The following is a 14,052-nucleotide window of genomic DNA, read 5'->3' as shown; positions in this document are numbered from 1 at the left end:
CGGTTCTGCTTGCCGCCGGGAGCGCCAAACGCCTCAACCCAAAAGAAAATTGACTTCGGCCCGGCGCGCAGCAACATCGCCGGCCATGGGGGGAAAATGCCGGATTCTGCTGTTCGCGCTCGCGATGCTGGCGATGCTGCCTTTCGCGCGCGCCGCGCCGGCCCTCGCCGATCGCCCAACTTCCTCCGACAATTCATCGCCTTCCCTCCGGTCGTTGCCCCCCGCGCTAGGGCCGGACCATCGGGCGAGCGTGAACCAAGCGTCCGGATTGCGTGAAAAATCCTGCAATGATCCGCGCGACTGCGCCGCGCATCAACGCGGAGGGGGGGTGCCGCTTCCGGTGCTCGATCTGCGACCCGGCAGCGACGCGCCGCCGCTCGCCCCCTTCGTTCGCTATGCGAAGGACGCCGGAACGATCGACCGCGCGACGGTGGACGCCCTGCTCACCGCTCCGCTCGCGCGGGTCACCGGGCCGACGATCCATTTCGGGCCGCCCGGCCACCGCACCGCGGTCCTGCTGAAACTCCGCAATGCGAGCGGCAGCCAGGGGAGCTGGATTCTCACCACGGGGCGCGGTTCGCTCAAATATTTCCGTCTCTACGATGTGTCGGGGGATGGGCTGGACCTGCTCGTCGACGGCACCGACGCCCGCGCCGCGAGCGACAATCTGGGCACCTATCAGGCGTTCAGCACCGAAATCGTGCTCGACACCGGGCAGGAAAAGCTGATCCTGATCGATTTCCTGTCCGAAAACTCGACCTATCTGCCGCTCAAGATCGCGACCTACGGGACCTTTTTCAAGGAACGGCGCGCGAACATCGCGATGGTGGCGGGGGTCGTGCTCGGCGCGGGGGTGCTCTTCCTCCTGAATTTCCTCTTCTTCTCGATCACCGGACATCGCGAATTCATCTGGCTGGCGATCGCCGAGGCCTTCTTCGCGCTCAACACCATCCATTCGGAGGGCTATTTCACGATCTTCTTTCTCGCCGACAAGCCGCTGACCGGCGTCGCGGTCGAGGATGCGATCAAATGCGGATTCGCCGCCGCGATGACGCAGTTCTGCCGCAGCTTCGTGGGCACCGCCACGCATTTCCCGAAACGCGACCTCGTGCTCAAGGGCCTGATCTTCGCGGCGCTGGCGATCATGCTGCTGCAACCTGGACTCTCGCTCTATCCGCAAGGCCTGCGCGGCGCGCTGCACGGCGCCACCTGGCTGGTCGCGGTGGCGGTCGCCCTGTTCCTGCCCTTTGTCGGCTTCGCCGCGATGCGGCAGCTCGGACGCCAGCTCTGGCCGCTGTTCGTCGGCTGGGCCAGCCTCGCGCTGTTCATCGTCTATGCCGCGATCGCCTCGATGGGATTTTTCGCCTGGCTACCGATCAACTGGCACCTCGCGGGGCCCGTCGGGCTGTTCGAATCGATCATGGTGACGCTCGCGCTCGGCCTCAACCTCAAGAAGATCCAGGCCGACAAGCTCACCGCCGACACCAACTACGCCCGCTCGCTCGCCGAACGGGTGCGGATCAGCGAACGCGCCGCGCGGCTCGCCGAGGAAAAGGCCTTCGCGCTCGCGACGGTCAACAGCCAGAACGCGCTGCTCCACGCCTCGGGCCACGACAGCAAGCAGGTGATCCTCGCGCTCAACAGCGCGGTCGACGTGTTGAAGCGCGGCGATGCCGCGGGCACGCACCGTGAGCTCACGGAGATGTTGCAAAGTTCGGCGGCCTATCTCAGCGAGATCGTCTCGACCACCATCTCGGGCGCCAACATCGCCGGCAGCGACGCGGACTTTCTCGCGCTCGGCAGCTTTCGCGCGCAGGCCCTCACCGAGCCGCTGCTGATGATGTTCAAGACCAGCTTCGCGGAGAAACGGCTGACGCTCGACGCCGAGGTCGAGGGCGAGATCATGATCGTCTCGGACAAACCATTGCTGATGCGCGCGCTCGCGAACCTGCTCAGCAACAGCTATCACTACACCGAGGCCGGCGGCGCGCAAATTCGCGTCGCGATGGCGGATGGCCGGGCAGTCCTCACCATCACCGACAGCGGCAAGGGCATGCCCGCCGAGGTCATGGCGCGCCTCAACGACGATGCCGTCACCCGGTTGCGCGCCGACGAGAGCGCCCAAGGCAGTGGATCGGGTTTCCAGTCGGCAAAGCGGCTGATCCAGGCGCTGTCGGGATCGCTGCGCATCACCGCGTCGAGCCCCGCGGGAACCGAGATCCGCATCGTCCTGCCCTGCGCCTTTCGGGCCACAACGCCCTGCCTGGGCGCGGAGATCGCCGACGCACTCCCGGATTTCCGCATTCTCGACTTCGATCAGCGTGCGGCGTTCGAGGCGGCGCTTGCCTCGTCCCCGGTCCCGAAAGACCGGATCGTCGCGCTCACCTATGACGACACGAGCGTCACGCGCGGCCGCCTTGCCGACTTGGCGGGGATGGCGCTGATCAAGCCGCTGTGCCGCGAAATGACGGAGCACCCGCGGCTGGAAGGACGATCAGAGGAGGTTTAGCTCGTGCGCGCGCTCGACGATCTTGCGGTTATGCGAGACGTCGAGCTTGCGCCTCAGTTCGGCGATATGGAACGACACCGTCGGTTGCGCGATCGACAGCCGGTAGGCGATTTCCTTGTTGCTCTCACCCTGCGCCAGATAGTGGAGGATCGCCATCTGCCGCGACGACAGGGTGACCGGCGGCTGACGATGTTTGCCGAGCGCATCGCGCATGTGCGGCGAGATATAGATGTCGCCGGCGAGCGCCGCCTCGCACGCCGCGATGACCTCTTCGGGCGGGTCGGCCTTGCTCACCACCGCCCGCGCGCCGAGCTTCAGCGCATAATCGACCTCGCCATACTGGCTTTCGCCGGTCAGGATGATCACCGTCATGTCGCGCGAGCCGACGATCTCGGCGAGGATGTTGATGCCGCGCACGTCGGGCATGTTGAGGTCGAGGATCACCAGATCGACCGGCTGCGACTGGACGAAGGCGCCGACCGTCGCGCCGCGATCGAGCGCGCCGACGACGGTGAAACGCTCGTGCCCCGCGAACAGCAGCCGCAACCCGCTCTGCGTGATCGGGTGATCGTCGACGATCAGGATATTGTGATGCGCACTCATCGCAGCGTTCCCCACCCCGCAAACCCCTGCCATGCCTCAACCGAGGGAGGCCTCGCAACCCGAATAAACTTGGGGGGCCGGCACGTGCCCGCAGACATTTATTAGCATTTCGGGGCTATTCGCGCAGGATAAGGGGGTATTCGCTTGTATCACGCGCGGTTCGACATCGACGCAGACGCTGACGCGCCATCGGCGCCGGCCGCGCCCGCGCGCGCCGTCGATCTTGCCGCGTCGGAAACGCCGGAGCGGCTGGCCGCCGAATGGCGACGGCTCGAAGTGCACGGCGCGTGGCCGACGCAGAGCCATGCCTTTGCCGCGGCGCTCGAACCGCTGTTGGCGGGCGCGCATCGGCACGTGCTGGGCGTGCGCCGGAACCGGGCGGTCACGGCGATCCTGCCGCTGTGCCGCGAAGACCGGTTTCTCGCGCGCTGGCGGCTCGCCGGATCGAGCGAATTGTTCGAACCGAGCGACCTGCTGTGCGCGCGAGCCGATGACGCCGGCCCCGTCGCCGCTGCGATCGCGGCGCTGCGCCACCCGGTGTCGCTCGACCGGATTTCGGCCGACTCCCCGCTCGTTCCCGCGCTCCGCCGGGCGATCGGGCAGCGCGGTTGGCTGTCGGTCCGTCCGGCGATGCCCTGTCCCATGATTGCGCTCGACAGCGGCTGGCGCGACCCCGAAAGCCGGTTCAGCGCGCGCCGCCGCTCCGATTTTCGCCGCGCCGCGCGGCGCGCGGAGGCGATGGGGCGGGTGACCTATGAGACGCTGGCGCCGGCCGCGCACGCGTTCGATGCGCTGTTCGACGAGGCGATCGCGGTCGAACTCAACAGCTGGAAACGCGACGCGGGCAGCGCAATCGCCGTCGATGCCCGGCGCGAGACATTTTTCCGCCGCTTCTTTCGCTCGGCCGCAACCGACGGCAATTTCCGCCTGTCGTTCCTGCGCATCGACGGCGAGGCGGTGGCGATGCAAATGGCGCTGCTGTGGTCGGGCCGCTATTGGCTGTTCAAGATCGGCCATGACGAGCGTTTCGGCAAATGCTCGCCGGGAACCCTTCTGATGCTCCATATGCTCGGCTGGGCGGCCGAACAGGGTCTCGAGAGCTTCGAACTGCTCGGCGAGGCCGAGCCGTGGATCACGCGCTTCTGGACCGAGGAGCAGCGCGGCTGTGTCCATCTGCGCACCTATCCCTACACCCTGCCCGGGCTGATCGCGCTCGCCGCCGACGCGCTCGTCTGGCTGCGCCGGCGCCTGCCCGCGCCGCGCCGGTGAGCGGTTCGGCGGCCTGGCGCTGGCTGCGCGACCAGCGCTATGCGCTGCCGCGCCGCGCGGGGGCGTGGCTGCCCGCGCCCGGACCCGGCGACGCCGCCGCGCTGCGCACGCACCTCGACCGCCGCGGGCTCGCGGCGACAGTCAGCTATTTTCAGGCCGAAAGCGATAGCCCCGACGCGATCGTCGCGGCGTGCCGCGCGGTGATGCAGCGGATGGGACCAGGCGCCGCCCCCGCGCGCCTGTCGGTCAAGGCGCCGCCGCTCGGCTTTTGCGCCGCGCGCCTCCGCACCCTCGCCGAAACCGCCGCCGCGGCGGACATGCGGCTGATGTTCGATGCCCACGCACCCGCCGACGCCGATGCGACGCTCGCCGCCGTCGAGGCGCTGCTTCCCGACTTTTCCGGCACCGGCTGCGTCCTGCCGGCACGCTGGCGGCGCAGCCTTTCGGATGCCGATCAATGGCGCGACACGTCCGCCCCGATCCGCGTGGTGAAGGGCGAGTGGCGCGACCTCGACGCCGACCCCGAGGATATCGACGCGGCCTTTCTGGCGCTAGTGTCGCGGCTTGCCGGCCGCGCGGCGCCGGTCGCCGTCGCGACGCACAAGCCGGCGCTCGCCGAGCGTGCGCTCGACATATTGATTGCGGCGGGGACGCCGTGCGAGCTCGAGCAGCTGCGCGGGCTGCCGCGCCGGCGGACCATGACGGCGGCGCGGCAACGCGGGGTGCCGGTGCGCGTCTATATTCCCTTCGGCCCCGATTGGTGGCCCTATGCGATCGACAAGGCGCTCGCGCGCCCGCATCTGCCGCTGTGGATGCTGCGCGACGCGCTGGGTCTGCGCGACCGCGCAAAACAAATGGGGCGGCCCGGTTAGGAGCCGCCCCAGTTGTGGAGCCTGCCGGGGAGAGGGAGATAGTGGCAGGCCGGAGATTGGTGCCGATGGCTCAGCGAGCGGCCATCTGGCTGTCGGATTCGGTTTCGGCGATGCCGGCGATCTTCAGCGCGGCGCGATACTGCTTGGCAGCGGCGCGTTCGTTGCCCGCTTCGCACAGCTTGTTGCCGGTCGACACGAAGCGCTTGGCGCTCGACTGCTTGCTGCCCTGCATGTCGTCGGCGGCGGTGCGCGCCTGGTCGGCGAGGCCGGTGCAGCGATAGTCGCTGCCCTTCGCCTGGGCATAGGCCGGCGAGGTCGAGGCGATCAGGCCGGTGAAAGCGAGCGCCGAAGCCGCGACGATCGCGAAGGCAGAGGGGAAGCGTCGGAAAGTGGAGAGCTGATAGGCCATGGGAGAGGTTCCTTTCGTTTCGTTGTGCAACCTTTTTAGCCGCGCTTGCGCCAATAGATAATCCTCTATAATCTGCAAGTGCCTTGAAGCAGGATTTAACAATCCCCCATGGGGCGCTCGACGGGATCGAAGCTTTCCTGCGCGTCGCGGAGAGGCGGAGCTTTTCCGCCGCGGCCGCCGACCTCGGCGTCTCGCCCTCGGCGATCAGCCAGACCGTGAAAGCCCTGGAAGCGCGCGTCGGCGCGCCGCTGTTCATGCGCACCACGCGCAGCGTCGGGCTAACCCAGGCGGGCGAAATGTTCCTCGAACGCGCGGCGCCGGCCTATTCGGGGCTCGCCGACGCCTATGAGGCGGCGCGCAACCTTGGCAACCGGCCCGCAGGGCGCCTGCGGATCAATCTGATGCGCGGCGCGGTGCAGCCCTTGTTCGAACCGATCCTCGCGGGTTTTTGCGACACCTATCCCGAGATCGAGCTCGAAATCTTCGCCGACGACGCGCTCGCCGATTTGAGCGCGGGCGGCTTCGACGCCGGGGTGCGGATGGGCGAATCGCTCGACGCCGACGTGATCGCGGTGCGTCTGACCGGTCCCTTCCGCTTCGTCGCCGCCGCGGCGCCCGCCTATATCGCCCGCTACGGGCGGCCCCAAACCCCCGAGGATTTGCGCGACCACCGCTGCGTGCGGCTGCGCCTCGGCACCGGCGCGATGATGCCGTGGACTTTCGAGCGCGGCAATCGCGAGTTCGACGTCGCGGTGACCGGCCCGGTGATCGTCAATGATTTCCATGCGATGACCGTCGCGATGCGCAGCGGGGTCGCGATCGGCACGATCGCCGAGCCGACCGCCAAGGCGATGGTCGCGGCGGGCGAGCTCGAGGTGCTGCTCGGCGACTATGCGCCTTCGACCTCGGGCCTCTTCCTCTATTACCCGAGCCGCAAGCAGGTGATGCCGAAGCTGCGCGCCTTCATCGACTATGTCCGCGACTATCTGCCCGACGATGTGACCGGCTGATCGGGATTCGATGCGCCGCAGAAACAAATCCCTTCGCCGTGCGCAGAAAAATTGCGCTGGCGATTCCGCCCGAAACGCGGCAGCCTAGTTGTCAACTAAAACAGTTGGGATGAAATCATGATCGATCTGGCCGCCCTGGACCCCACGGCGCTCCTGCCCTTCATCCTCATCGGCTTCGCGGCGCAGCTCGTCGACGGCGCGCTGGGGATGGCGTTCGGCGTCATCTGCAACACCTTGCTCGTCGCGGTGATGGGCGTGCCGCCCGCGGCGGCGTCGGCGCGTATCCATGTCGTCGAGGTGTTCACGACGGGCGTGTCGGGGATCAGCCACCTCCTCCACCGCAACATCGAGTGGGGGCTGTTCCTGAAGCTGCTGATTCCCGGGCTGATCGGCGGCGTGTCGGGCGCCTATCTGCTGAGTTCGCTCCACAGCGATCTCGTCAAGCCGTTCGTCCTTGCCTATCTGGTCGCGGTCGGCGTCTGGCTTCTCGTCCGCGGACTCCTTTATCCGCCCAAGATTCGCAAGCCGAAGGTAATCGCGCCGCTCGGCCTGATCGGCGGCTTCCTCGACGCCGCGGGCGGCGGCGGCTGGGGGCCGGTGGTGACGTCGAACCTGCTCGTCCAGGGCGCCGAGCCGCGCAAGGTCGTCGGCACCGTCAACAGCGTCGAATTCTTTCTGACCCTCGCGGTGTCGGCGACCTTCATCTGGCATCTCGGCCTCGCCGACATCGCGGGCGCCACGCTCGGCCTCCTCATCGGCGGCGTGCTCGCGGCGCCGCTTGGCGCGGTGATGGCGAAGCGCTTCTCGCCCAAGCTTATGCTGGTGCTGGTGGGTGCGGTGCTGACCGCGACGAGCGCGTTCGGGCTGTACAAGGTGCTGGTGTAAGGACGGGGTCACCCCTTCTCGTCATTGCGCCGGGCGCGTCTCGTCGATCTTGTCGACCCACTCGGGATAGAAGCTCGGTTCGCGCGCCGACCAGCCGGGCGCGGTCGCCGCGGCTTCGCTGATCGACTGGAGCAAGGCTCGCCGCTTGTCGGGGTGGAGGTGCGGCAGCGACGCCGCGGCGCAGAAGGCGCCCGGCAGCCACGGCCGCGCATGCGCGCCGAGCAGCCGCTCGTAGAGGAAGCGATAGGGTGCGAAGCCGGGCAGCCGGTCCTGTCCGAGGTCGAAGGCCGACACCGCGACCAGCGGTGCCATAAAGCCTTCGAGCGCATCGAGGCCGCTGTCGTCGGGAATATGGGCGCGAATCTCGATGAGTCGCTGATAGACGCGGGCCTGGACGCGAATCGCGGTTTCCTCGACCATGTCGCGCGACCAGCGCGCGATCGCATCGTCGCGCTCCAGCCCGATGTCGAGCGAGCGGCGGATATAGCGCTGCGTCGCGGCGGGAAAGCCCGCGAATTCCTTGATCTCCGAAATCGACAGGTCGCCTGTAGCCGGTCCTGAACGCGTCGCCATCGTCATGCTCCCGCATCGCACCCGGGGAGCCATCCCCCGGAGGCTTGCATCGGACAATCTGCCACGAAAAGGGTTAGCGGTGAGTTAACCATGATGTCGGGATATGTTCAGCCGGATCGCAGGAACGTTGCGCGGTGTCGCGGCGAAGCCTAATCAGCATGACTTGCAGAACAAAAGACGCAGGGACTCTCATGTCGCACACACCGCAGCCGGTCCTGTCCGCCACCGGCCTCTTCACCCCCGCCGAAGTCATTTCCAACGAAGAACTGGTCGCCAGCTTCAACGCCTATGTCGCGCTGCATAACAGCGAGCATGCCGAAGCGATCGCCACGGGAGAGGTCGCCAAACTCACCGAATCGAGCGTCGAGTTCATCGAGAAGGCGAGCGGCATCGGCTCGCGCCACGTCGTCGACAAGACGGGCATTCTCGACCCCGCGCACATGGCGCCGCGCCTGCCCGAGCGCGGCAACGACGAGTTGTCGATCCTCGCCGAGATCGGCGTCGCGGCGGCGAAGGATGCGCTCACGCGCGCCGGCCGCGATGCGGGCGACGTCGACGCGGTGCTGTGCGCGGCCTCGAACATGCAGCGCGCCTATCCGGCGATGGCGGTCGAAATCCAGGACGCGCTCGGCATCGACGGCTTCGGCTTCGATATGAACGTCGCCTGCTCGTCGGCGACCTTCGGCATCCAGACCGCCGCCGACTATATCCGTGCCGGCCATGCGAAGAGCGTGCTCGTCGTGAACCCCGAAATCTGTTCGGGCCACCTCAACTGGCGCGACCGCGACAGCCATTTCATCTTCGGCGACGTCGCGACCGCGATCCTCGTCGAGGCCAAGGATATCGCGCCCGCCGGCCATTGGGACATCCTCGGCACCCGGCTCAAGACCGTCTTTTCGAACAATATCCGCAACAATTTCGGTTTCCTGAACCGCACCCACGGCGGCATCGACCAGTCGGGACCCAAGACCGACAAGCTCTTCGTCCAAGAGGGCCGCAAGGTGTTCAAGGAAGTCGTGCCGATGGTCGCGGCGATGATCGTCGAGGAGATGGAGAAGCTCGGGCTCGAAGGCGCCGACATGCGCCGGCTGTGGCTCCACCAGGCGAACACCAACATGAACCGCCTGATCGCGCAGCGCGTGCTCGGGCACGAGGCAAGCGCCGACGAGAGCCCGACGGTGCTCGACACCTATGGCAACACGTCGAGCGCGGGATCGATCATCGCCTTTCACCTGAACCACGAAGATATGGCCGCGGGCGACACCGGCCTCATCTGCTCGTTCGGCGCGGGTTATAGCGCGGGGACGGTGTTCGTGCGGAAGACGTGAGCGTCAGGGCACAAACGTCGTGAACAGATAGACCGCGAACAGCATCAGGTGGATCGCGCCTTGCAGCACGGTGGTGCGCCCGTTCGCCAGCGTCTGTGACGCGACGATCAGCGACAGGAACAGCAGCACCGACGACTTGGCATCGAGGCCGAGGCTGATCGGCAGGTCGACGACGATCGACAGGATCGCGACCGCCGGAATCGTCAGCCCGATCGTCGCGAGCGCCGAGCCCAGCGCGAGGTTGAGGCTGGTCTGCAGGCGATCGGACTTCGCCGCCCGCACCGCCGCGAGCCCTTCGGGTGCGAGAATCAGCGCCGCGATCAGGACGCCGAGCACCGCCGGCGGCGCGCCCCAATCGGCAAGCAGCGCGCCGATGGTGGGCGACAGCGCCTTCGCCAGCAGCACGACGCCGAACAGGCAGGCGACGAGCAGGCCGAGCGAGATCCACATCCGCTGCGCGCTAGGCGGTTCGGCGTGCGCGTCGGGCTCGTCCTGCGCCTCGCCTTCGGGCAGGAAATAGTCGCGATGCCGCACCGTCTGCACAAGCGCGAAGGTCGCATAGAGGATCAGCGACACCGCCGCGACGAAGCCGAGCTGCGTCCCTGAATAGAAGGGTCCGGGCACGCTCGAGGTGAAATTGGGCAGGACCAGCGTCACCGTGGTGAGCACCGTCAGCGTCGCGAGCGCGGCGCCGATGCCGGTGCGCTGGAAACGCTGCTCGTGATGGCGGATCGCCCCGCTCAAGAGGCAGAGCCCCATCAACAGGTTGAGGATCACCATCACCGCCGCGAACACCGTGTCGCGCGCCAGCGTCTGCGCCTTGTCGGGTTCGGCCTGCATCAGCGTCAGGACCAGTCCGACCTCGATCACGGTCACCGCGAGCGCGAGGATCAGCGTGCCGAAGGGCTCGCCGACGCGGTGCGCGACGACCTCGGCATGGTGGACCGCGGTCACCACCGACGCACCGAGAACCAGTCCGACGAGGAGCGGATTGAGCGCCATGCCAAGGCTCGCCAACGCGACGAGGAAACCAAGAACCGGGAAGACGTCGGGTGCGATGCGGCGGATTTTGCTCTTCATGCGGCTTTATTGCAGCCGCATTTCCCGATGGCTACCCGCGGGGCGGCATTTTTTGGTAGAAAGTTAATGCGATCGCACCGGCAATCCCGCAGCGGCGAGCCGCGCATGCGCCTCGGCGATCGTCGCCTCGCCGAAGTGGAAGATGCTCGCGGCGAGCACCGCGCTCGCGCCGCCCTCGATCACGCCCGCGACCAGATGGTCGAGGTTGCCGACGCCGCCGCTCGCAATCACCGGCACACTCACCGCATCGGCGATCGCGCGGGTGAGCGCGAGGTCGTAGCCGTCCTTGGTGCCGTCGCGGTCCATGCTGGTCACCAGCAGTTCCCCGGCGCCGAGCGCCGCGAGCCGCATCGCATGCTCGACCGCGTCGATCCCCGTGGGCTTGCGTCCGCCGTGGGTGAAGATTTCCCAGCGGCCCTCTTCGACGCGGCGCGCGTCGATACTGCCGACCGCGCATTGGCTGCCGAAGCGGTCGGCGATATCGGCGACGAGTTCGGGTCGCGCGACCGCGGCGCTGTTCACCGCCACCTTGTCGGCGCCCGCCAGCAGCAGCGCGCGCGCATCCTCGGCGCTGCGCACCCCGCCGCCGACGGTCAGCGGCATGAAGCAGACCTCGGCGGTGCGGCTGACCATGTCGAGCAGCGTGCCGCGCCCCTGGTGGCTCGCCGAAATGTCGAGAAAGCAAAGCTCGTCGGCGCCCGCGGCGTCATAGGCGCGCGCCGCCTCGACCGGATCGCCCGCGTCGCGCAGGTCGACGAAATTGACCCCCTTGACCACGCGCCCATCGGCGACGTCGAGGCAGGGGATGACGCGGACGCGGACGGTCATATACCCCCCTCCCATTTATGGGAGGGGTTGGGGGAGGGCCTGTTTCGGGAGAGAAGCATTTTCGACATGCCCTCCCCTAGCCCCTCCCGCCAGCGGGAGGGGAATTTCCCGCCGCGATCGCCTCGGCCAGATCGAGCCGGCCGTCGTAGAGCGCCCGCCCGGTGATCACGCCCTCGATGCCGTCGGCAACATGCGGCCGCAGCATGTGGATATCGTCGATCCCCGCGACCCCACCGCTCGCGATCACCGGAATGGCGACCGCGCGCGCCAGCGCCACCGTCGCCTCGACATTGCAGCCCCTGAGCAACCCGTCGCGCCCGACATCGGTGAAGAGCAGGGCCGCGACCCCGGCATCCTCGAACCGCCGCGCCAGATCCTCGACACGCACGTCGGAGACATCGGCCCAGCCCTCGGTCGCGACCATCCCGTCGCGCGCATCCACGCCGACGACGATGCGTCCGGGGAGGTCGCGCGCGGCCGATTTGACGAACTCCGGGTCCTTGAGCGCGGCGGTGCCGATGATCACCCGCTCGACCCCGAGCGCGAGCCAGCGGTCGACCCCCGCACGATCGCGGATGCCGCCACCGACCTGCACCTTGCCCGGAAAGGCCGCGACGATACTTTCGACCGCCGACCCGTTGACGCTCTCGCCCGCGAAGGCGCCGTCGAGATCGACGACATGCAGGTGGCTCGCACCCGCGCCAGCAAACAGCCGCGCCTGCGCCGCCGGATCGTCGCCATAGACGGTCGCGCGCGCCATATCGCCTTCGGCAAGCCGCACCACCTGCCCGCCCTTGAGGTCGATCGCGGGGAAGATGGTCAGGGTCGCCAAGACAAAAACCTTTCGAGCGTCGCGAGGCCATAGGCCTGGCTTTTTTCGGGGTGGAACTGGACGCCGACGATCGTGTCGCGGGCGACCGCCGCCGTAAACGGCCCACCATGCTCGCTCGTCGCCGCGACATGCGCGGCCTCGGCGAAATGATAGCCGTGGAGATAATAGGCCTCACCGCGCGCGATCACCGGATGCGCGAAGGTCGGGACGACGTCGTTCCACCCCATGTGCGGGATGCGCAGGCCCGGCGCCGGGGCGAAGGGCCGCACCGTGCCGCCGATCCAGCCGAGCCCCGCATGCCGCCCATGCTCCTCGCCCGCATCGGCGAGCAGCTGCATGCCGACGCAGATGCCGAGAAAGGGCGCGCCCTCGCCGCGCACGCGCCGCTCCATCGCCTCGACGAGACCGGGAATCGCCGAAAGGCCGTTCATGCACGCCGCGAAGGCCCCGACCCCCGGAAGCACGATCCGGTCGGCCTTCGCCACCGCATCGGGGTCGGCGGTCACGGCGACATCTTCGGCGCCCGCGGCAACAAGCGCATTGTGCACCGAGCGAAGATTGCCCGCGCCATAGTCGATCAGGGCGATGGTCAAATTCCCCTCCCGCTTGCGGGAGGGGTTACGGGAGGGCATGTCCGATTAGTGGCGGCGGCCTGAAACAGGCCCTCGCCCAACCCCTCCCGCAAGCGGGAGGGGAGAATCATAGCACCCCCTTGGTGCTCGGAATCGCATCGCCCTTGCGCGGGTCGATCTCCACCGCGGCGCGCAGCGCGCGCGCCAGCGCCTTGTACATGCTCTCGGCGATATGGTGGTTGTTCTCGCCATAGAGGGTTTCGATGTGCAGCGTGATCCCCGCGGTCTGCGCGAAGCTCGCGAACCAGTGCGGGAACAGCTCGGTATCCATCTCGCCGAGGCGCGGCTGCGAGAAGCCCGATTTCCAGACGCAGTGCGGGCGCCCCGAAATGTCGAGGACGCAGCGGGTCAGCGTTTCGTCCATCGGCGAATGCGCTTCGCCGTAGCGCGCGATGCCGCGCTTGTCGCCGAGCGCCTTCGCCACCGCCTCGCCGAGCGCGAGCGCCGAATCCTCGACCGTGTGGTGCTGGTCGATATGGAGGTCGCCCTTCACCGTCATCGCGATGTCGATCAGCGAGTGGCGCGACAATTGCTCGACCATATGGTCGAGGAAACCGATACCGGTGGACACCGAATAGTCGCCGCTGCCGTCGAGATTGACGGTGATCGCGATATCCGTTTCCTTGGTCGTGCGCTGGACAGTGGCGGTTCGCATGAGACGCCCCATAGCAGCGACTTTTCGCGTTGCAAGGCGACTCTCCCCACTTGACCGCCGCGCGCGCCGCGTTCATCCCCCACGGCCATGAGTGACGATGTCCGCGACAGCCTGATTCCCTATGATGAAATCGTGCAGGATGCCCTGCGCGCCGTGGTCGGCCGCGTGCTGCGGCAGATCGAGGGCAGCGACAGCCTGCCCGGCGAACATCATTTCTATATCACCTTCAAGACGCAGGCGCCCGGAGTCGCGATTCCCGGGCATCTGATCGCCAAATTCCCCGACGAGATGACGATCGTGCTCCAAAACCGCTTCTGGGACCTGACGGTCGAGGACGATCATTTCAGCGTCGGCCTGTCGTTCAACCAGACGCCGTCGATGCTCACCATTCCCTATGCGGCGATCACCGCCTTCGTCGATCCGTCGGTCGATTTCGGGCTGCAGTTCCAGGTCAGCGACGACAGCGAGGACCCCGAACCGCACGACGAGGCCGACAACGACCGCCCCGACGTTTCGGCCGAGGACGGCTCCAACGTCGTGACCGTGGATTTCGGCAAGCGGAAATAG

The 14,052-nt window shown here is 67.5% G+C and carries 15 protein-coding genes; 7 read left to right on the top strand and 8 right to left on the bottom strand.

Features of this window, described 5'->3' with window-relative positions; translation table 11 throughout:
• Positions 1-328 precede the first annotated feature (328 nt).
• Positions 329-2,509, top strand: coding sequence for a sensor histidine kinase (locus tag CD928_RS10420; protein WP_176473539.1), 2,181 nt, complete (start codon positions 329-331; stop codon positions 2,507-2,509).
• On the opposite strand, the gene CD928_RS10415 is transcribed toward CD928_RS10420, so the two are convergent.
• Positions 2,495-3,112 carry a response regulator transcription factor gene (locus tag CD928_RS10415; RefSeq protein WP_176473538.1) on the bottom strand — a complete coding sequence of 206 codons (618 nt, stop codon included), beginning with the start codon at positions 3,110-3,112 and terminating at the stop codon, positions 2,495-2,497. The two genes, CD928_RS10420 and CD928_RS10415, sit on opposite strands and share 15 nt — an antisense overlap.
• 144 nt (positions 3,113-3,256) lie before the next feature.
• On the opposite strand from CD928_RS10415, the gene CD928_RS10410 reads away from it, so the two are divergent.
• Together CD928_RS10410 and CD928_RS10405 are read left to right on the top strand one after the other, a co-directional pair.
• Positions 3,257-4,381, top strand: a complete 1,125-nt coding sequence (locus CD928_RS10410; protein WP_255247108.1) for a GNAT family N-acetyltransferase — start codon at positions 3,257-3,259, stop codon at positions 4,379-4,381.
• Complete coding sequence (locus CD928_RS10405) at positions 4,378-5,253, top strand: proline dehydrogenase family protein (protein ID WP_095386992.1); 876 nt, start codon at positions 4,378-4,380, stop codon at positions 5,251-5,253. The genes CD928_RS10410 and CD928_RS10405 overlap by 4 nt, the downstream gene beginning before the upstream one ends.
• Before the next feature lie 70 nt (positions 5,254-5,323).
• Here CD928_RS10405 and CD928_RS10400 read toward each other — a convergent pair whose 3' ends face one another.
• The gene (locus CD928_RS10400) at positions 5,324-5,662 is read right to left on the bottom strand and encodes a hypothetical protein (RefSeq protein ID WP_095386991.1); all 339 of its coding nucleotides are present in this window, start codon (positions 5,660-5,662) and stop codon (positions 5,324-5,326) included.
• Between the two features lie 83 nt (positions 5,663-5,745).
• Between CD928_RS10400 and CD928_RS10395 the strand changes: the two genes are divergently transcribed.
• Positions 5,746-6,672 (top strand): LysR family transcriptional regulator, encoded by a 927-nt coding sequence (locus CD928_RS10395; RefSeq protein WP_095386990.1) that lies wholly within the window; start codon positions 5,746-5,748, stop codon positions 6,670-6,672.
• Between the two features lie 117 nt (positions 6,673-6,789).
• Entirely contained in the window at positions 6,790-7,557 is a 768-nt protein-coding gene (locus CD928_RS10390; protein WP_095386989.1) for a sulfite exporter TauE/SafE family protein, read from the top strand.
• Positions 7,558-7,578: 21 nt separating this feature from the next.
• Here the strand turns inward: CD928_RS10390 and CD928_RS10385 are convergent, their stop codons facing one another.
• On the bottom strand, positions 7,579-8,130 hold the full coding sequence (locus CD928_RS10385) for a hypothetical protein (protein ID WP_095386988.1): 552 nt from the start codon (positions 8,128-8,130) through the stop codon (positions 7,579-7,581).
• Between the two features lie 191 nt (positions 8,131-8,321).
• Here CD928_RS10385 and CD928_RS10380 point away from each other — a divergent pair, with 191 nt between their 5' ends.
• Positions 8,322-9,458 carry a beta-ketoacyl-ACP synthase III gene (locus tag CD928_RS10380; protein WP_095386987.1) on the top strand — a complete coding sequence of 379 codons (1,137 nt, stop codon included), beginning with the start codon at positions 8,322-8,324 and terminating at the stop codon, positions 9,456-9,458.
• 3 nt (positions 9,459-9,461) lie between these two features.
• On the opposite strand, the gene CD928_RS10375 is transcribed toward CD928_RS10380, so the two are convergent.
• The 5 genes from CD928_RS10375 to hisB form a co-directional block, all read right to left on the bottom strand.
• Entirely contained in the window at positions 9,462-10,538 is a 1,077-nt protein-coding gene (locus CD928_RS10375) for a calcium:proton antiporter (protein WP_095386986.1), read from the bottom strand.
• A 63-nt stretch (positions 10,539-10,601) separates the two neighbouring features.
• Entirely contained in the window at positions 10,602-11,366 is a 765-nt protein-coding gene (gene hisF / locus CD928_RS10370) for an imidazole glycerol phosphate synthase subunit HisF (protein WP_095386985.1), read from the bottom strand.
• 76 nt (positions 11,367-11,442) lie between these two features.
• Positions 11,443-12,198 carry a 1-(5-phosphoribosyl)-5-[(5-phosphoribosylamino)methylideneamino]imidazole-4-carboxamide isomerase gene (gene hisA, locus CD928_RS10365; protein WP_095386984.1) on the bottom strand — a complete coding sequence of 252 codons (756 nt, stop codon included), beginning with the start codon at positions 12,196-12,198 and terminating at the stop codon, positions 11,443-11,445.
• Entirely contained in the window at positions 12,186-12,791 is a 606-nt protein-coding gene (hisH, locus tag CD928_RS10360; RefSeq protein ID WP_095386983.1) for an imidazole glycerol phosphate synthase subunit HisH, read from the bottom strand. The genes hisA and hisH overlap by 13 nt, the downstream gene beginning before the upstream one ends.
• Before the next feature lie 106 nt (positions 12,792-12,897).
• The gene (gene hisB, locus CD928_RS10355) at positions 12,898-13,485 is read right to left on the bottom strand and encodes an imidazoleglycerol-phosphate dehydratase HisB (RefSeq protein WP_095387383.1); all 588 of its coding nucleotides are present in this window, start codon (positions 13,483-13,485) and stop codon (positions 12,898-12,900) included.
• Positions 13,486-13,572: 87 nt separating this feature from the next.
• Between hisB and CD928_RS10350 the strand changes: the two genes are divergently transcribed.
• Positions 13,573-14,052: an SspB family protein gene (locus CD928_RS10350; RefSeq protein ID WP_095386982.1), complete on the top strand. Its 480-nt coding sequence runs from the start codon at positions 13,573-13,575 to the stop codon at positions 14,050-14,052.

Source organism: Sphingopyxis sp. GW247-27LB, from assembly GCF_002277025.1.
GTDB lineage: Bacteria > Pseudomonadota > Alphaproteobacteria > Sphingomonadales > Sphingomonadaceae > Sphingopyxis.
Note: the sequence above shows the minus strand (reverse complement) of the source record. Positions and strands in the feature narration are given on the sequence as shown.